This is a genomic window from Avibacterium volantium, from assembly GCF_900635775.1.
Classification (GTDB): domain Bacteria; phylum Pseudomonadota; class Gammaproteobacteria; order Enterobacterales; family Pasteurellaceae; genus Avibacterium; species Avibacterium volantium.
Window position 1 is genome coordinate 694,255 of the sequence record NZ_LR134167.1, and the last position, 17,340, is coordinate 711,594.

Below are 17,340 nucleotides of genomic sequence, written 5' to 3' on the forward strand. Positions count from 1 at the left end.
GTAGTTCCTCTATTAATTCATTGATTCTGGCATAGGTTGTTTTTCAATAATCGGTTGCCATTGGGCATCTTCCGTTGCTCCAGTGCCAAGCACAGGCTGCATCATTCCCGGTGGAAGGGCATTTTCATCTTGCTGTTGTGGTTCTGATGAACAAGCCCCTAACAGAGAAAAGCAAGCAAATAAGATTAAAAATTTCTGCATTTTTGACCGCACTTTTATTTAAAAATGAAATAAATGATCACAGCAAGAAGCACCACAGCCCAGCCAATCCACTCAATGGATTGACGTAGCCGATGGGCAAATTTCTGCCCGCCCCAAGCGGATAATTTCGCCACCAAGATAAACCTTGCCAGCCGTGAAACGAGGGAAATGAGCAAAAAAGGCACAAATGCCATATGCATTACACCCGCACAGATAGTAAAAAGTTTATAGGGCAACGGCGTAAAGCCCGCAAGAAACATCACCATAACGCCCCAACGTTGAAACCAACTGAGCAGGGTGTCAAATTGTGCTTGATAACCAAGGCTAACGAGATAATGCTGAATACTATCAAAGGCATAATAGCCCAGTGCGTAGCCCACAATCCCGCCAATTGGGGAAGCGACGCCAGCATAAACGCCAAAACGCACAGCACGTTTGGGCTGAGAAATCGCCATTGGGATCAGCATTACATCGGTCGGAACGGGGAAAAAAATGGATTCAATAAAGCTAGTAAAAATCAGCCAACCCGTTGCATAGCGGTGGGTTGACCATTGCATCACTTTATCGTACAGCGTACCAAAAATTTTCAATCGACTATCCTCAAGCTGTTGTAAAACATTGCATTATTCACTTTTTAACCAATCTTGTAAAGATTGAAGTGAGTGATAAGCGGTCATATCTGCTTGGATTGGCGTAATGGAAACATAGCCATTTTTCACCGCGTGAAAATCCGTGCCTTCTTGCTCATATTCCGCCAAGCCTGCAGGGCCAATCCAATAGATTGTGTCGCCACGAGGATCTTGTTGTTTAATCACTTCCGCAGCCGCAGCACGATAGCCTAAATGGCAAACTTTGATGCCTTTAATTTCTTCATAAGGCAAATCTGGCACGTTAATATTAATGATTTCGCGGCTTTTCAGTAACTGATTATGCAATTTCGGCACAAGTTCACACACAATGCGTGCAGCGGTTTCATAATGCTGACGCCCATCAAGGGATACCGCAATGGCAGGCAAGCCAAGATGACGGCCTTCAAAGGCGGCGGCAACCGTTCCTGAATAAAGCACATCATCGCCTAAATTTACCCCAGCGTTAATGCCAGATACCACTAAATCAATTTGCCCTGAAAGAAAACCATTTAACGCCAAATGCACGCAATCTGCAGGCGTACCATTAATGCAGTAATCTCCATTGTCTAATTTCATTGGGCGTAACGGCTCGACTAAGGTGAGCGAGCTGGACGCTGCGCTGCGATTACGATCGGGCGCGACCACGGTAACTTGGGCAATTTTACGCAATTCTTTGGCAAGCGCTTTAATGCCTTCGGCGTGAATGCCATCATCATTAGAGAGTAAAATATTCATTGCATTTCCTATTCAATAATCTGTACTAATTCGCGAACGAGCGCTGTGGCATAACTGCCAGCAGGCAGATAAAACGCCAGTTTTAGCCCTTCGGGTAAAAATTCCCAGTGCAAATGCTGTGCTTGCATTAAGAGCGGGCGGCGGCTTGGTTTCATTCGTTCTTTTTGCATTAAATTTAAAATATCTTGATGTTGCTGCACGATCGCCATTTCACGCGGATTGGCAGACTGAATGCTTTCCCCAACTAAAGGTGCGGTGAGCAAAATATCTTGATTTTCTAACCGCTCTTTTAAGGCATTTAAATCTTCATTTTCATCAATTTGAAACCAACTGTGCGAACCGTTGAGCTGCACAATGTCGCCCAGTAAAATTTGCTGTGTAAGCTCTGTTTGAATGCGATCAGACACCACCAAATTAAATATTTCACTGCGCGCGGCGGAAAGATAAAAACTGCGCTTTTTGCGATCTTTCACCTTAATTTCGCCTTGCGCCCAACGCATCGCTTGAGTGAGATTATGCCCATCACGGCCAAAACGTTGCTCAGTAAAATAATTAGGAAAACCGAAATTTTTCAGATTTTCCAACCGCACTTTGAGATCCTCTGTTTCTTTGGCATCACGCAATAAAATCTCAAAATGATTGCCGTCTAGGCTGCCTGTACGAATTTTGCGGTTATGCCGTGTTACATTGAGGATTTCCACGCCCTCTAGCTGAAACTGGCTGAAATCAGGGGTGGGCTGGCCTGCCATATGTAAGCAGAACCACTGTTCAGTAACCGCCTTGCGATCTTTTAATCCAGCATAACTCATATTACGCGCTGGAACGCCCGCAAACTCCGCTAATTTTTCGCCGACAAATAGCGTGTTAGCATCGGTTTTTCGCACATAAAGGGCAACAAATTCCCCGTCGCCCACCATTTCATAGCCTAATTCTTCTTTGACAATAAAATCCGAGCATTCTGCTTTTAAACGTGCTTGCTGTATGGGGTGGGATTGTAAAAAAGCTAATTCTTGCATTATGTTTTCTTGCATTTTAGGCCTTCACCAAAAGCGCTACCGCTTCACAAGCGATCCCTTCGCCGCGCCCAGTAAAACCCAGCTTTTCGCTCGTGGTGGCTTTCACGTTCACTTGATCCACATCACAAGCTAAAACCTGAGCAATGGCAGCCCGCATCGCATCAATGTGCGGACGCATTTTCGGTGCTTGGGCAATGATCGTAATGTCCACGTTACCAACGTTGTATCCTTTTTGCTGCACTTGGCGATAAGCCTCTTGCAGCAAGCCCTTGCTGTCCGCCCCTTTATATTGCTGATCGGTGTCTGGGAATAATTTACCAATATCCCCCAACGCCACCGCACCTAACAAGGCATCAGTTAGCGCGTGCAACGCCACATCGCCATCACTGTGCGCTAGCAAACCTTTCTCATAAGGCACTGCCACCCCGCCAATCACAATCGGCCCTTCACCGCCAAAGGCGTGTACATCAAACCCATGCCCAATTCGTATCATATTCTTTCCTATTATTAATAAAATGTTATTAATGAAATGGTCGAAAATTATAGCACCAATGCGGGTATTCAAAAATGAATAATTAAAGTGATCCGCCCCCCAAATCCTAGACACCTAGGAAGTTAAACTCTGAATCGCTTTGAGCACACTCTTTTCATCCACGAACATTTCACGCCACGCTGCTAATTGATAAAGGCAGCCTTGGTCACTATGAATAAATGGAGTAGCACCCGAAACGCGCTTTGACAACGCTTTCTTCAGTAATAAGGAAAGGGGAAACTGCGTTCTTAATTCTCGGACGGTGGCACATTTTTCCGCTTGAGTTTGAGCCTCCTGAGCTCCAAAGGCTTTTTTAAATAGGCATTCTCCGCACGAAGATACTCAAGCTCTTGTAATAAAAGGCTTTTTTCATCGGTTTTGATAGGGAGTTTGGGTGTTTTCATCGTATTTTTCTTCCGATTTGGCTGACGAACGAGTCCATTAATACCGTATTTTTTAAAACGTTGCAACCAACTCACAATTTGGCTATGGTTGGGTATGCCTCAATATTCCGCGGCTTGACGCACGCTCATTCCTTGCTCAGAGACAAAGGAAATAGCTTGTAGCTTGAATTCTGTTGAGTAATGTTTTCCCATAAAAATCTGCTCCTTAATTTGTGGATGATGTCCAACTTTTGGGGAGCAGATCAATTTTTGTTTATTTTTATTTTGCAAAATTTGTTTTATGATCATAGCGATCAAAATGAATTGCCTCACTTTGTAAATAATCAATAATGTCTTTCGGAATTTGAATACCTTTTTCCTGACTTTGTTTACGTTTAATAACGGAAAGCTCACCGGGATATAGCACTTTATCTGTTTTACTATTAGGCTTTATTGAATGAAGCTCATTGAGCATTATGCTGATGCTTTGTTTAAATCGCTCAAGCCCAATAAATTTATTTGGATCGATGACAATAAATGCCATACCTAAATCTCGACCTTGTGAGAGATCTGTGTACATTGAAGAAACGTGTTTACCAAATGGTAAACCAAGTAATACGCCAGATAGAACATCGACTAACATCATAAGACCATAACCTTTGGGGCCAGCAATAGGTAATAAACCACTGACTTTATAAGGATCTGTTGTAGGATTACCATCGCTATCAACTGCCCAACTATCTGGAATTGAAATATTTTTACTTCTGGCATCAAGAATTTTTCCCCAAGCTTGGACGGTTGTTGCCATATCGAAAACCACGGTATCATCATTGTAAGGTAAACCAAATCCAATAGGGTTCGTTCCAAAATAGTTTTCTGTACCACCGAATGGGATAACCATTGGATCTGATTGACACATCGCAATTCCTATCAATCCAGCTTTTGCAATTTTCTCTAAATAATATCCCATTGTCCCAACATGGCTCGTTTTTGAGATGCCTACCATTGCGATACCTGCACTTTTACCCATATGAATGATATCTGGTATAGCTTGATTTACAACGAAGTGACCGAAACCATTGTCACCATGAATAATGGCTGTACTCGGGCTTGTTTTTTCTATATGAATTTTGGGGAGAAGCGTTACTCCTTTTTTCGTTATCCTTTCTGCGTAATATTCAACTCTCATTACTCCATGAGAATGGATGCCAGACTCATCAGAATAAAGTAGATGATTTGCTGTTTCTATCGCTTGTTCTTTCGGCAATCCGGCAGCGGTAAGTTTTTTCCAAATTAAATCATGGAGTTGATTACTTGATAAAGTAATTAATTGAGTCATAAGCCCCTCCTTATGTCATTAAATTGTGATATCGTTTTATATGGTGATGTTATATTTATTCTAAATAAGAATAACAATCATCCCTGAATTTTTAAGAAAATTACGTTTCTTAATTGGTAATTCGCGTACCTGCTTTACCAGACAGTGCTTCAGAGGCTAGTTGTAAATCTGCAATGAGACCAATTCGTCCTTTTTCCGAGTTAACGAACTCAATCACAGCATCTACCTTAGGCTGCATAGAGCCTTTCGCGAAGGTATATGTTGCTAATTTATTTGTATCTATCTCATCTAATTTTATTTGCTCTGGTGTTCCCCAATTAAGATATATACCATCTCCATCAGTTAAAATGACTAAATAACTAGCTTGAATTTGAGTTGCTAACAGTGCTGCTGTTGCATCTTTATCAATAACACAATCAATATTACTAAATGTACCCTCAATTTGTGTGACTGGGATTCCGCCTCCACCTCCACAAATAACAATATTGCCATTATCAAGTGCGGTCTTAATTGCGGCACTTTCTCTTACTTTGATTGGTTTTGGTGAAGCAACGACACGACGAAAATGTTGACCATCAGGTTTTATCGACCAGCCATATTTTTCCGCAAAGATTTTTGCTTCAGATTCTGAATATATCGCACCAATAAATTTAGTAGGATCGCTAAAAGCAGGATCATTAGCATCAACTTCAACATGTGTAAGTATAGAGACAATAGGTTTATTCGTCACTTTACGTAACTCTTGTACCAGCATCGTTGCGATCATCCCTTGAGTCTCAGAAACAAGGCAGCTTAAAGGATAAGCTGGAACTTCTTTATAATTATCATTCTGTTGAGCAAGTAAACCAACTTGTGGACCATTACCATGTACAATCGCAATTTGGTATTTTTCAGTTAGTTTACTTATTGCGTTAGCTGCAATTTGGATATTTTCTAATTGATTCTCATAAGACATTAATTGTCCACGTTTCAATAAAGCATTACCACCAAGGGCGATGACGATAGTCGATTTCATTATATTTTCTCCTGTTGTAATGTAAGAAGGGTCGTTTTCATACCTAATAAAGTATCAAACCCAGAGCTATGACCATAATTCAGAAAGTTTGCTAAGGCGAAAGGAAAATTTGTTCTTGGCATAGTCAATTTATATAAAAAACGGTAAAAAGGATAAGAGATAGCCCCTTGTAAAGCAGATAGAATAAAATTCGCACTAAGATATGTTGTGTTCTGTAATAAAAATTGAGGTTTTAAATAAGAATCTAGTATAGGAAAATAGCGTTCTTTTTGCCCTTTCAAATATAAGATTGCTAACATCCCAATGAGAGAATCATCGAAACTAGGAGTGAGTCCACGCCCAAAGCCAATTGAATTGATAAGTTCGAGTGTTGTAGCTTTATTTGGTTTTATCAAAAAATTGGTAATGAGTCCAAGTCTTTTTTTCTGTTCCAATGGATAATCAGAAAAATTTCGATCAAAATTTTGTAGATAAAATTGATGATTACTTGGAATATTACGAACATGAAGTGTTGTATTAAGTATTCTACCTGAGAATACTAGATGGACATCATTATTTAAAATTAATTGATTTTTTTTGCATAGAATAGTCTGTGTAGGTATTAATGTTTTATATAGATACTGAAAATCAGTATGTGATACAACAATTCCAAAAGGCGTTATATAGCGTACAGAAGGATGAATAGAAAATAATTGTCCTTGTGCGTTCACAAAATTAATCGCTTTACGATGAAGACTCAATACTGAGTAATCACCGAAAGCTGAAAAATGATGCGCATAAAAACGAGAGATTATTTTCATTTTATTAAAAGGGCGGAGAGATATCCGCCCCTCTCCTTGCTATTTATTCTATTTCTTCGGCTAATGCTTCTAATGCGGCTTCAAAACAAGCTAGAGGCGCACGAACGGTACCGGCTCCAACCTGTCCAATGCCCGGATCTTTATGTGCTATTCCTGTATTAATTAGAGGGGTAATGCCCGTTTCTACGACTCGACGGATATCTAACCCAACACAAGCCCCTTTAAAATCCCAAGTTGGAATAAGCAGCATTTCATTATTATCTAAATAAATTTCGCTCATTTCTTCTGAAACATCGAGAGCAGCATCAAAACCTCCGGCTCCAACAAAGCGTGTTACACCCGGTGCTGCGATCATTGCTGCACCACCAATCCCAAAGGTTTCAGTAATTGCACTATCTCCAATATCTGGATTAGCATCATTTTGCGTAAATCCGGTGAAGAACAAACCTTGGGGCGTATTAACTGGTGCGGTGAACCAACGATTGCCTAATCCACTGACACGTATTCCAAAATCTTTACCATTACGAGTAAGAGCAGTAACAACAGAACCTTTACCTACGGTCGCAGCGGCATCCATTACCGCTTTACAATATGCCATTGCAAGATTAAGAAAGAATTGATCCGTTGCACTTAAAAATTCCATCACTTTGGTTAATTCAGATACATCGCGTTTTTGTTTAAAAATAAGTGGTGCAAGTGTTTTTGAAAGTAATGCTGAGGCGGCAATATTACGTTGATGAAATTCATCACCCATTGTAATCGCCTGTGCCATTAATGCAGTGAGATCTAAGCCTTCGGGTAAACTTTGTAAAGCCTCATTAAGCACTGGGGCTAAATGATCTCTCATCCACTGTAAACGCGTTTGAACATCAAGACCATAAGCCCCAAAACGCATCACTTTCCCTATTCCTTCATTCAAATTACAGTAAGAATAATTTCCATGGGTTTTATTTTTTAGCACTGATACTGGCATATTCGCAGAAGTGATTCCTCCCATTGGACCAACTGCATTAACATTATGACAAGGCATAAAGCGTACTTGTCCTGAAGCCAATAATTCTCTGGCTTGCTCTTCTGTTTCTGCCCATTTTTCATAGAATGCAGCACCAATACAAGCACCTTGCATTGGCCCTGTCATTTCATCCCAAGTTATTGGAGGCCCCGCATGTAATAAGAGTTTTCCTTCATTAAATTCTGGAATAACCTCTTTTGCTAGCTTTACCCCTAACCAAAATGGTCTAGCAGATTTAATTTTAGTGATAACTTCTTGATTTGCTTGATTAATATCGTATTTCATAGTGATTTTCCTCTTTAGGACAATTTATTAAGTAACTGGATCATTTTTGCATTGCCACCCGCAATAGGCGCCCAACGATAATGGATCGCTGTCGCTTGGCAATGTAGTAAATCTTCCGCAAAATTCGTTAATCCAATATTAATAACTTTTGGTTCTGCTAAGAGATTGTTTTGCGAAAAGCCTTGGTGTGTAGTTAATGAAAGCTGTCCTGCAATCAAAGCCATATCTACCGCCTCTTGTACACTATTGGCAACAATAATGTCTTCTGCCTCTAATGCTTGAATTTGTGCTTGACGATTTTGTGGATCTTGATCAGTACCAGTAACTGTTGCTATGACGACAAATGGCTCTGTTTTTTGTTGGCGTAAGGATGTAACAGCTTCAATCACCGCTTTAGCTGGGTCAGCACAGCTACCATAACCAAGCACCACATCAACAAGTAATATGCCAAATGAGTCATCTTTTAAGGCTAAAATTTGATCTGTGCGTGTAGAAGGATCAATCATTGGGTGAGGACGTCCTACGGTGTAGAAATCATCACCTAAGTCAATAATTGTGTGATTTTGCGCATTAAACATTAGCCCTTTATCGTGGGATGTTTCCAGTTTTTCATCTAATGCGTCAGCAAGTAGCATCGCTGCTTCTGCTGCCAATGTTCCTCCTGTATAAAGCCCACGGATAGAGGTAAATGTTAATGCTTTGCCTGATTGTTTAAATAAGGAAAAAACTTTTTGAAAATGCACCGCACTTTTTGCTGCTTCATCAAGGGTATAAGCTAAGTGAACTCCTCCACTTAAACGTTTCTGTTCAGGCTTATCTCCTAAGAAAATAGCAACAACAGGTTTTGTAAGAGATTGCATTTTTTCTATTATACGCAGACGTACATTTGGTGCAGGTGGTTTAGAGACGAAAGTAATGACTTGTGTATTTTCATCATTTTCTAATAAATCTAACGCCATTTCTGCACTAATACCTCCGACTTTTTCAGACAAATCTCGTCCTCCTAACCCAATAGCGTGTGTAATACCAGAACCAGCTAGTGCAATTTGAGAGCATAATTCTTGGATACCTGTACCTGAAGCACCAACGATACCAATATTGCCTTTTGGCATTTTATTGGCAAATGCAAGAGGAATTCCGGCAATATAAGAGGTTCCACAATCTGGCCCCATAACAATCAGATTTTTACGTTTAGCTTTCTGTTTCAATGCAATTTCGTCTTCAATAGACACATTGTCAGAAAACATCATGACATTCAAACCTTTATCAAGCGCTTGATTTGCTACTCCTGAAGCGTATTCTCCAGCAATAGAAATAAGAGCAATATTAGCATCAGGTAATGCTTTTTCTGCACGCGCCCAACTACGCACAGTGGGTAATTTTTTACCACGTGAAGCATTTGCTATATTGGCAAGCTCATTGTCTAAAGCATCTGAAACTTCAGCTAATATCACCTCAGAATTTGCGGTATTCTCCGTTTCAATAGCAATACAAATATCATTTGGTGTTGCTTCATTAAATAGGTCGTGCCATAGACCTGTTGTTTTAAACAAATCTTTATTTGCTGGTGTTCCCATCATTACGGAAACTTGTTTTACTGATTCCATTGCAGATAATGTTTTTGAAATAATCATCAAACTTACAGAATCTTGGAAACAATTTGATTTAATTGCTGCTGTAATCATATGGTTATCCTCAATTTTTAGTAGAATGCTTTTCTTTGATAGAAATAAAAGCTATCAAGCCAATAGTAAGTAAGACGGCAGATAGATAGAAACTAGAAGCTAAGCTACCTGTACTATCACTAATAGTGCCTGCTAAAGTAGGGGCAACAACGGATGAACTCATACCAACGAAGTTGTACACACCAAAAGCAGATGAATATTGTTCTGGCTTAACATTGTCTGCGACAGCGGCTACGAGAATGGGATCTAAGGCTAATTTACCAACCAAACCATAGAGACAAATAGCGGCAATCACCATATTCGTTGTAGGCAAATAAGCAATGCAAGAAATACTAATAATTGCAGCAATGAGAAGGGGGGCCGCAATAATTTTACGCTTACCTAAATGATCGGAGAGTTTTGCCCAGAGTAATGCCCCGGGAATAGATACCCAAGCGACAAGTGATGAAATGGAACCAATTTCACTGCCATCAATACCACGTTCAGCTTGTAAATAATAAGGTAGCCAAGTAAGAATGACGAAGAAACCAAAGAGCGAGCAGAACACTGTGACATAAATTTTAAGTAAATCTTTATTATGAATAAGCTCTTTAATGCTTGCTTTTGGTGCTTCAATATTTTCAGCTTCTTTCTTTTCTTTAACCTTTTCTTTTACAAAAAAGAGAATCAATAATCCTACGATGACGGTAGGCACTGCCATAACATAAAATGGCATACGCCAGTTGTAACCGAGATCATAGACCAACCAGCTTGCGATGATAAAACCAGCAGCAGTACCTACAGCCATACCAGAATTGATAATTGCGGCACCAAATGAGCGTCTTTCCTCTGGAATTTGTTCGCTAGATAAACCAAACTGTGGACCATAATATGTACCTTGACCGGCTCCTGTTATTCCACGGGCAAATAGCATCATTGTTAAATTTTTTGCCCAACCACTGACTGCGGTAAAGATACCGAATAAAATGAAGCCCGGTACCAATACTTTTTTCTTACCTATTTTATCTCCCAAGATACCAGATGGTACTTGAAAAGCCGCATAGACAAAAAAGAATGCTGAGCTGATTAATCCTAACTGCGTATTTGAGAGAGAAAATTCTTTTTGAATATCACCCATTACAGGATTAAGGATGGTGCGATCAGCATACATAAAGATCCAGCCTAACCAGAACATAAATACAGTAATCCACCAAGCGGGAATGTGGAATTTATTATTTTTAGGGATATGATTATTCATAGATAACTCCTATATAAAAGAAAAATTTCATACGGCTTAATTTAAAGAAATTACAATCTGACTTTCTATATGAAAAAAATGTTTTTAGTCTATTTTTTAAAAAAATTAAACAATCAAATATTGATCTTTAAATCTATTTAATTTATTTATTTAAATTAATTATAAAAATCTTGCGCTAGATAAAAAGTGATATATTAGTGCTACGTTTTTTCTCTTTTGGCAATGGTGATAGTATGAGAATTATAGTTAGGTGTTTCTTATTCTTCTTATTATCTATAGTAGGCGTATCTCATACATATGCAGCAATGCGTATTAGATTTCATCATGATATGAGTTCAACTAGCCCTGTTCATTATGGTGTAGAAAAATTTAAAGAGAAACTTGATGAACTGAGTAATCATAAAATTCAAGTTAATATTTATCCGAATAATGTCTTAGGTGATGACATTTATTCCACAGAGTTATTACAATTGGGTGTTATTCACGCGGCAGTTATTCCAACTTCAAAATTAGCAAATTTTCATCCTCCATTAAAAAAACTCGATTATCCATTTATTTTTAAAGATAAACTGGATGCATACCAAAAACTAGATGGCGAAATGGGGAATAAACTTATTCAGGATTTGAATAAGAAAGGTATGATTGGTTTAGGCTTTTGGGAAGCTGGCTTTAAGCAAATTACTTGCAATAATGTATTTCAACGTCTGACACCAGATAATCCTTATCCTTTAAATGGTATTTCAGTTAGAATAATGTCTAGTCCAATTCTTTTTAGTCAATATAAAGCAGCTAAAGCCCTCCCTTTAGTGATACCGTTTAGTGAACTATATGTTGCACTTGAACACGGTATCGTAAAATGCCAAGAAAACCCTATAACGACTATTGCAACAACGAAAATTTATGAAGTACAAAATGAGCTTTTACTCAGTAATCATGCTTATCTAGGCTATGTATTTATTGTATCTAAATCTTGGTATGATACGCTTTCTTTAGAAGATAAGTTGCAATTAAGAAAAGCTGAACAATACGCTCGTAATTTACAAAGACAGCAAGTTAGCAACTTAGAAGAGAGTTATTTAAAGGAAATTTTAACAAATAAACATATTAGAGTTGTTTCTCCTGATTACATTTCTACATTAAGAAAAAACTTTTTATTATCAACTTATTGAATGTAAGGGGTGGCTATGTTTGTGAGGTATATTGAAAGAATTTGTATAGGGCTACTGATAGTATTGTTTCTGTTGTTATTATTAGAAATAATCTTAAGATCAATGTTTAGTCTCTCAATTAAGTGGTCCTATGAAGTGGCTAGAGTAATAATGATTTGGGATGTTTTTTTAGGTGCTTTATTACTAAATATTAAAAATGATCACATTTCCATTTTATTATTTGATAATAAAAAGTTTGCTTTTGTAAAGCTTATAGTAGAACGTATTGTTTATCTTTTTATATCCGTGTTCTCTATTTATTTTCTCTTAATCATTATCCCTTTCAACCAAGTTTCTCCTACAACAGGATTACCACAATGGATAAATTATCTTATAATTCCATTGGTATTTATAATATCTTTGTTGATTAGATATAAGGAGGGTGAATAAATGAGTTTTTTACTGCTTTTTTTATGTCTTTTTTTATTAATTTTATTAGGTATTCCTCTTTATATAAGTATTTTATTCTCTTGTATAGGTTATATTCTATTGCGTGGTGATATTGCTGTGGGGCTCATTATACAGCAATTATATAGTGGTATTGATAAATATTCTTTATTAGCCATCCCACTTTATATTTTGGCTGGGAATTTAATTTGTTGTTCAAAAATTGGTGAACGCATTGTTTCATTTTTGAAAGTGTTATTATCACCATTTTATGGTGGAGCAGGCATCGTTACTGTTCTAAGCGCTTTATTCTTTTCTCTTATTAGTGGTTCTGCGCCAGCAACTGTATTAACAGTAGGAAAGTTAATGCGCGAATCTATGTATTCATCGGGCTACTCAAAAAACTTTACATTAGGACTGATAATTAGTACTGGCTCTCTAGGTATTGTTATTCCACCTAGCATTTTTCTTATTGTTTATGGGGTGGTAACCAATACCTCTATCAAAGAGCTTTTTATTTATGGAGCTTATACGGGATTTATTTTTGGATCAGTATTCCTTATTAGTACTATTTTTTATGCGTGGTTCAATAATATAAAAAGTGACAGAGAAATTTCAGCAAATAAGTTTTATAAAGAGCTAAAAAATGGCTTTCTTGCATTATTACTGCCATTTATTGTCATTTTAGGCATTTCTACAGGTATTACTAGTCCAACGGAAGCAGGTATTGCAATCCTTGTTTATGGGCTATTCTTAGGTTTTTTTGTATATAAAGATCTTACTATAAAACGACTATCTAAAATAGTATTGGATTCAGTAAAAACGACAAGTCAAATAATGATTATTATGACGTCTGCTAGTTTACTGGGTTGGCTATTAGCGGAAAGTAATTATCTTGATGTTGTGCATGAGTTCTTTCTGGGATTTGAAAGTAATGTGATACCGCTCATTTTAATTAATATTTTATTCCTATCACTTGGTATGATTATTGACATTACTTCCCTTGCTGTAATTTTAAGTAGTGTTATTATGGTGATTAGTGTCGCAACAAATATTCCTCTTATTGCAATTGGTGCGATAATGGCAATTAATGGGGCAATTGGGATGTACACGCCACCATTTGGTTTAAGTTTATTTGTGGCGAAAGAAATTGGCGCCTTGAACTATGAACAAACAGTTAAACTCTTATTCCCTTTTTACGCAATATCTTTATTTGCATTGATTTTAGTCAATATTTTAGTCATCAATATGGTATAACTTTATTTGTAGATATTGCTACTTGGTAGTGATATTGAGTGAAAGGTAATTTAAAAAATTTTACATACTCAAGTGACAACTAACTGTATGATGTATTGTATTAATTCTTTATTGCTAGAATGGATACTCTAATCATCAATTAAGTATCAATATCTTAGATAACAAGGAGTAGTTATGTCAAAATTTGATATTAATGCCATTGAGACTTTTCTCACTTTAGCTGAAAATGGATCTTTCAGTGTTACTGCAAAAAAGTTACATAAAACAACCGCCACAATAACTTATCGTGTAAAAACCTTAGAGTCTCACTTGAACGTTGCATTATTTCATCGTAATACAAGGCAGGTTAGGCTCACGAAAGAGGGAGAACACCTAAAGCAACGTTTAGAAATGATGCTAGATGATATGAATAACTTAAAAACCGAATTAGTACAAATTCATCAAAATATTGAGTTATCATTTGACATTTCTATCAATAATCTAATGTATGATAAATATACGGTATCCGCTTTGCTTGGTTTTTTATCTAAAAATTACCCCAAAACGCATTTTAGAGTTCGGAGAGAAGTTTATAATGGTGTATGGAGTAGATTACTTTCTGAAAAATCTGATTTCGCAATTGGTGCCCCCGGTTGGACGCCTATTAGCAATCGCTTAGATCATTATCCAATGGGAGAACTTATTTGGGTCTTTGTTGCTTCGCCTAAACATCCAATCCGCCACTATCACGGACTTTTATCCAATGATATCTTAAGGCAGTTCACTGCAATTAATGTCGCAGATACGAGTATCCATATCAGAAAACGAAAAGGTTGGTTATTGAAAGGGCAACATGAAATTGTTGTCCCTAACCTTGCAACAAAACTAGCTATGCATATTGATGGTATTGGTGTTGGCTTTCTCCCTTATTTTCTTGCTAAACCTTATCTAGATTCGGGACAGCTTATCGCACGACAAGTTGTTCACCCAAGAGCGAATTCTCCTTTTTGTTTTAGTTGGTTGAGAAAGGAAAAAGGGCATATTACTCAAACGCTGGCGACAATGATCAAAGAGAAACATCCTATTATGTGGAACTTCACCCATCATCTGGATTTATCTAAAGTGAGCAATTATGATAAGCCTCCTAGCTAACTTATTGAAATATGAAGTTTCTTTGAATAGAAAAATATTTGGGGCTGTAGTAGATTAGCAACAATGCTATACTACAAAAATGAAGATAACGTATTGTAAATTAAAGAAATCTATACAGAAAAAACTGCTTGAGTTTTTTGTCGCAGAAGTTACTGCAAGAACAGCAGCAAATTTGCTAGATATTCAACCGAATACAGCCGCTTTGTTCTACCATAAAATCAGGCTTGTGATTGGCTATCATTTATCCCTTGAAGTTAACGAGATTTTTGAGGGGGAAATTGAACTAGACGAAAGCTATTTTGGTGGTCATCGAAAGGGAAAACGAGGACGAGGAGCGGCTGGAAAAGTTGCTGTTTTTGGGTTACTAAAACGACAAGGAAAGGTATTTACTGTTGTGGTTGAAAACACCAAGAGTGAAACATTACTCCCTGTTAAAAGAAAAATCAAGCCTGATAGCTGGGTTTATACGGACACTTATCGCAGTTATGATGCTCTTGATGTGAGTGAATTTCACCACGAACGAATCAATCATTCCGAGCTATTTGCGGTGAAACAAAATCATATTAATGGCATTGAAAATTTTTGGAATCAGGCGAAGCGGATACTGCGAAAATATAATGGAATTAACCGAAAAAACTTTCCTTTATTCTTGAAGGAATGTGAATTTCGGTTTAACTTTGGGACACCAAAAGAGCAGTTAAAAATATTGCGAAAATGGTGTGAAATTTAGGGCTAATCTACTACAGCCCCAAATTAAAAGTTTTATTTCTTTTAAAAATTGGTTATGGTATAGCCACTTTGTTCTAACATTGTCAGAGATTATGAAACACCTCCCCCTTATCCCCGGTTTATTATTAACTGTTTTAATTAGTGTGCTGGCGAGCTGGGTTGCGCAAACTCAGTTGGCGGTGCAGTGGCATATTAGCGCCTTGACCTTAGCCATTGTGTTGGGGATTTTGGGTGGTAATACCTTTTATCCTTATATTGAGCCACAAATGAAAGCTGGCGTGTTGTTTGCGAAAGGAATTTTACTGCGTTGCGGTATTGTGTTGTTTGGCTTTCGTTTAACCTTTCAGGATATTAGCCAAGTGGGATTAAGTGCGCTGTTTGCCGATGCCACCGTGCTGATTTTAACCTTTTTGCTTACTTGTTGGGTAGGGATTAAGTGGCTGAAGATCGATCGTCAAATCGTACAGCTCACTGCAGCAGGTTGTAGCATTTGTGGGGCGGCGGCGATTATGGCGACAGAGCCGATCGTAAAAGCACCATCTTATAAAGTTTCTGTAGCAGTGGCGTTGATCGTGATTTTTGGCACGCTGAGTATGTTTCTTTACCCTGTGTTGTACCCTTATTTGCAAGCCTATTTGCCTGATCAGGCGTTTGGTATTTATATTGGATCGACAATTCACGAAGTAGCGCAAGTATATGCAGCTGGCGCGAATATAGGTTCACAAGTGGCGGATACAGCGGTGATTTCTAAAATGTTGCGTGTGATGATGCTCGCGCCACTTTTGCTTGCGTTGTCCTATTTTTTACGCAAAGAAAGCGGGGAGCAACAAGGCAAAATTGTGATTCCTTATTTTGCGTTATTATTTATTGGCGTAGCAATTTTTAATTCTTTCAATGTATTACCGCAAGCGGTGGTGAGTTTTTTGGTTCAGCTTGATAGCGTTTTATTAATGATGGTAATGGCGGCATTAGGACTTACCACCAATATTAACTCTCTCAAACAAGCTGGAACAAAACCGCTATTATTAGGCGCAATTATTTGGATTTGGTTAATTGTAGGGGGATTAGGGATTAATCTCGTTTTCACTTATCTTTTAGGATAAATTCAGGTTGAACTAAGCAAGCCAAAAACATTGAGAAAAAGCACCGCACTTTATTTATGTAAGAAAAATAAGTGCGGTATTTTTTTGACTTAAATAGTAACTCAAGTTACTATTACGCAGTTTATTTTCTACTTAGTTATTATTATGTCTATGCCGATTTCGTTTTCAGAACAAGAAAAGTTAATTCGTCAATCAGCACAAAATAATCCCACAATGCCTGTGGAGCAAATTTTGCTGGCACGTTTGTTGCTACACAACAGCAGCCATTATGTGGAAAGACGCAATCAGTTATTAAAAAAATATCAACTCAACGACACCCTATTTATGGCGTTGGCCGTGCTGTATTGCCAGCCTAATCATTCTTTGCAGCCGAGCAAATTAAGTGAGATTTTTGGTTATTCTAAAACCAATGCCACACGCATTGCCGATGAATTGGTGAAGCGGGAATGGTTAGAACGAACGGAAGTAGCGGGCGATCGCCGTGCTTTTTCCTTAAAACTCACGGCGCAAGGTGTACAGTTTTTGGAGCAACTGTTGCCAAATCAATGGCAACAAGTCGATGACATTTTTTCCGTGTTAGACAAGCAAGAACAACAGCAGTTAAAGCAATTATTACTCAAACTGCTCAGCAATTTAGAAAATCTTTAATGGGTAAA

19 protein-coding genes are annotated in these 17,340 nt (G+C 37.9%); 7 read left to right on the forward strand and 12 right to left on the reverse strand.

What is annotated here, in order from left to right:
- Nucleotides 1-12: 12 nt before the first annotated feature.
- The 12 genes from ELZ61_RS03425 to ELZ61_RS03475 all read right to left on the reverse strand — a co-directional run bounded on the left by ELZ61_RS03425 (nucleotide 13) and on the right by ELZ61_RS03475 (nucleotide 10,869).
- On the reverse strand, nucleotides 13-201 hold the full coding sequence (locus tag ELZ61_RS03425) for a hypothetical protein (protein WP_103854175.1): 189 nt from the start codon (nucleotides 199-201) through the stop codon (nucleotides 13-15).
- A 14-nt stretch (nucleotides 202-215) separates the two neighbouring features.
- The gene (locus ELZ61_RS03430) at nucleotides 216-791 is read right to left on the reverse strand and encodes a YqaA family protein (protein ID WP_126371449.1); all 576 of its coding nucleotides are present in this window, start codon (nucleotides 789-791) and stop codon (nucleotides 216-218) included.
- Nucleotides 792-824: 33 nt separating this feature from the next.
- Entirely contained in the window at nucleotides 825-1,565 is a 741-nt protein-coding gene (gene surE / locus ELZ61_RS03435; protein WP_035685409.1) for a 5'/3'-nucleotidase SurE, read from the reverse strand.
- Nucleotides 1,566-1,573: 8 nt separating this feature from the next.
- A complete protein-coding gene (truD, locus tag ELZ61_RS03440) occupies nucleotides 1,574-2,581 on the reverse strand; it encodes a tRNA pseudouridine(13) synthase TruD (protein WP_126371451.1) in 1,008 nt (335 codons plus the stop codon).
- Nucleotides 2,582-2,597: 16 nt separating this feature from the next.
- A complete protein-coding gene (gene ispF, locus ELZ61_RS03445; RefSeq protein ID WP_126371454.1) occupies nucleotides 2,598-3,074 on the reverse strand; it encodes a 2-C-methyl-D-erythritol 2,4-cyclodiphosphate synthase in 477 nt (158 codons plus the stop codon).
- Between the two features lie 287 nt (nucleotides 3,075-3,361).
- Entirely contained in the window at nucleotides 3,362-3,583 is a 222-nt protein-coding gene (locus tag ELZ61_RS10835) for a hypothetical protein (RefSeq protein ID WP_164550714.1), read from the reverse strand.
- 193 nt (nucleotides 3,584-3,776) lie between these two features.
- Entirely contained in the window at nucleotides 3,777-4,835 is a 1,059-nt protein-coding gene (allD, locus tag ELZ61_RS03450) for an ureidoglycolate dehydrogenase (protein WP_126371456.1), read from the reverse strand.
- Nucleotides 4,836-4,944: 109 nt separating this feature from the next.
- Nucleotides 4,945-5,850: a carbamate kinase gene (locus ELZ61_RS03455; protein ID WP_126371458.1), complete on the reverse strand. Its 906-nt coding sequence runs from the start codon at nucleotides 5,848-5,850 to the stop codon at nucleotides 4,945-4,947.
- A complete protein-coding gene (locus ELZ61_RS03460) occupies nucleotides 5,850-6,650 on the reverse strand; it encodes an oxamate carbamoyltransferase subunit AllH family protein (protein ID WP_126371460.1) in 801 nt (266 codons plus the stop codon). Before ELZ61_RS03460 ends, ELZ61_RS03455 begins: the two co-directional genes overlap by 1 nt.
- Nucleotides 6,651-6,693: 43 nt before the next feature.
- The gene (locus tag ELZ61_RS03465; RefSeq protein WP_126371462.1) at nucleotides 6,694-7,947 is read right to left on the reverse strand and encodes a YlbE family protein; all 1,254 of its coding nucleotides are present in this window, start codon (nucleotides 7,945-7,947) and stop codon (nucleotides 6,694-6,696) included.
- A 14-nt stretch (nucleotides 7,948-7,961) separates the two neighbouring features.
- Nucleotides 7,962-9,632, reverse strand: a complete 1,671-nt coding sequence (gene fdrA / locus ELZ61_RS03470) for an acyl-CoA synthetase FdrA (RefSeq protein WP_126371464.1) — start codon at nucleotides 9,630-9,632, stop codon at nucleotides 7,962-7,964.
- Nucleotides 9,633-9,642: 10 nt separating this feature from the next.
- Nucleotides 9,643-10,869, reverse strand: a complete 1,227-nt coding sequence (locus tag ELZ61_RS03475) for an MFS transporter (RefSeq protein ID WP_126371466.1) — start codon at nucleotides 10,867-10,869, stop codon at nucleotides 9,643-9,645.
- 329 nt (nucleotides 10,870-11,198) lie between these two features.
- Here ELZ61_RS03475 and ELZ61_RS03480 point away from each other — a divergent pair, with 329 nt between their 5' ends.
- The 7 genes from ELZ61_RS03480 to mprA all read left to right on the forward strand — a co-directional run bounded on the left by ELZ61_RS03480 (nucleotide 11,199) and on the right by mprA (nucleotide 17,332).
- Nucleotides 11,199-12,038, forward strand: a complete 840-nt coding sequence (locus tag ELZ61_RS03480; protein ID WP_164550715.1) for a TRAP transporter substrate-binding protein — start codon at nucleotides 11,199-11,201, stop codon at nucleotides 12,036-12,038.
- Between the two features lie 102 nt (nucleotides 12,039-12,140).
- Nucleotides 12,141-12,467 (forward strand): TRAP transporter small permease, encoded by a 327-nt coding sequence (locus ELZ61_RS10845; protein WP_164550716.1) that lies wholly within the window; start codon nucleotides 12,141-12,143, stop codon nucleotides 12,465-12,467.
- On the forward strand, nucleotides 12,468-13,721 hold the full coding sequence (locus ELZ61_RS03490; RefSeq protein WP_126371472.1) for a TRAP transporter large permease: 1,254 nt from the start codon (nucleotides 12,468-12,470) through the stop codon (nucleotides 13,719-13,721).
- A 174-nt stretch (nucleotides 13,722-13,895) separates the two neighbouring features.
- Nucleotides 13,896-14,852 carry a LysR family transcriptional regulator gene (locus tag ELZ61_RS03495; protein WP_126371474.1) on the forward strand — a complete coding sequence of 319 codons (957 nt, stop codon included), beginning with the start codon at nucleotides 13,896-13,898 and terminating at the stop codon, nucleotides 14,850-14,852.
- A 79-nt stretch (nucleotides 14,853-14,931) separates the two neighbouring features.
- Nucleotides 14,932-15,582, forward strand: coding sequence for an IS1595 family transposase (locus ELZ61_RS03500; RefSeq protein ID WP_126371477.1), 651 nt, complete (start codon nucleotides 14,932-14,934; stop codon nucleotides 15,580-15,582).
- A 91-nt stretch (nucleotides 15,583-15,673) separates the two neighbouring features.
- Entirely contained in the window at nucleotides 15,674-16,684 is a 1,011-nt protein-coding gene (locus ELZ61_RS03505) for a YeiH family putative sulfate export transporter (RefSeq protein ID WP_126371479.1), read from the forward strand.
- 150 nt (nucleotides 16,685-16,834) lie between these two features.
- Nucleotides 16,835-17,332 (forward strand): transcriptional repressor MprA, encoded by a 498-nt coding sequence (gene mprA, locus ELZ61_RS03510; RefSeq protein ID WP_164550717.1) that lies wholly within the window; start codon nucleotides 16,835-16,837, stop codon nucleotides 17,330-17,332.
- The last annotated feature ends 8 nt before the right edge of the window (nucleotides 17,333-17,340 follow it).

Coding starts and splice junctions, on each gene's coding strand:
- ELZ61_RS03500 (WP_126371477.1), top strand. CDS start 14,932: ATGAAGATAACGTATTGTAAATTAAAGAAATCTATACAGAAAAAACTG.
- surE (WP_035685409.1), bottom strand. CDS start 1,565: ATGAATATTTTACTCTCTAATGATGATGGCATTCACGCCGAAGGCATT.
- ELZ61_RS03455 (WP_126371458.1), bottom strand. CDS start 5,850: ATGAAATCGACTATCGTCATCGCCCTTGGTGGTAATGCTTTATTGAAA.
- ELZ61_RS03490 (WP_126371472.1), top strand. CDS start 12,468: ATGAGTTTTTTACTGCTTTTTTTATGTCTTTTTTTATTAATTTTATTA.
- mprA (WP_164550717.1), top strand. CDS start 16,835: ATGCCGATTTCGTTTTCAGAACAAGAAAAGTTAATTCGTCAATCAGCA.
- ELZ61_RS03505 (WP_126371479.1), top strand. CDS start 15,674: ATGAAACACCTCCCCCTTATCCCCGGTTTATTATTAACTGTTTTAATT.
- ELZ61_RS03480 (WP_164550715.1), top strand. CDS start 11,199: ATGAGTTCAACTAGCCCTGTTCATTATGGTGTAGAAAAATTTAAAGAG.
- ispF (WP_126371454.1), bottom strand. CDS start 3,074: ATGATACGAATTGGGCATGGGTTTGATGTACACGCCTTTGGCGGTGAA.
- ELZ61_RS03465 (WP_126371462.1), bottom strand. CDS start 7,947: ATGAAATACGATATTAATCAAGCAAATCAAGAAGTTATCACTAAAATT.
- ELZ61_RS03425 (WP_103854175.1), bottom strand. CDS start 201: ATGCAGAAATTTTTAATCTTATTTGCTTGCTTTTCTCTGTTAGGGGCT.
- ELZ61_RS03495 (WP_126371474.1), top strand. CDS start 13,896: ATGTCAAAATTTGATATTAATGCCATTGAGACTTTTCTCACTTTAGCT.
- ELZ61_RS03460 (WP_126371460.1), bottom strand. CDS start 6,650: ATGAAAATAATCTCTCGTTTTTATGCGCATCATTTTTCAGCTTTCGGT.
- allD (WP_126371456.1), bottom strand. CDS start 4,835: ATGACTCAATTAATTACTTTATCAAGTAATCAACTCCATGATTTAATT.
- ELZ61_RS03475 (WP_126371466.1), bottom strand. CDS start 10,869: ATGAATAATCATATCCCTAAAAATAATAAATTCCACATTCCCGCTTGG.
- ELZ61_RS10845 (WP_164550716.1), top strand. CDS start 12,141: ATGTTTAGTCTCTCAATTAAGTGGTCCTATGAAGTGGCTAGAGTAATA.
- fdrA (WP_126371464.1), bottom strand. CDS start 9,632: ATGATTACAGCAGCAATTAAATCAAATTGTTTCCAAGATTCTGTAAGT.
- truD (WP_126371451.1), bottom strand. CDS start 2,581: ATGCAAGAATTAGCTTTTTTACAATCCCACCCCATACAGCAAGCACGT.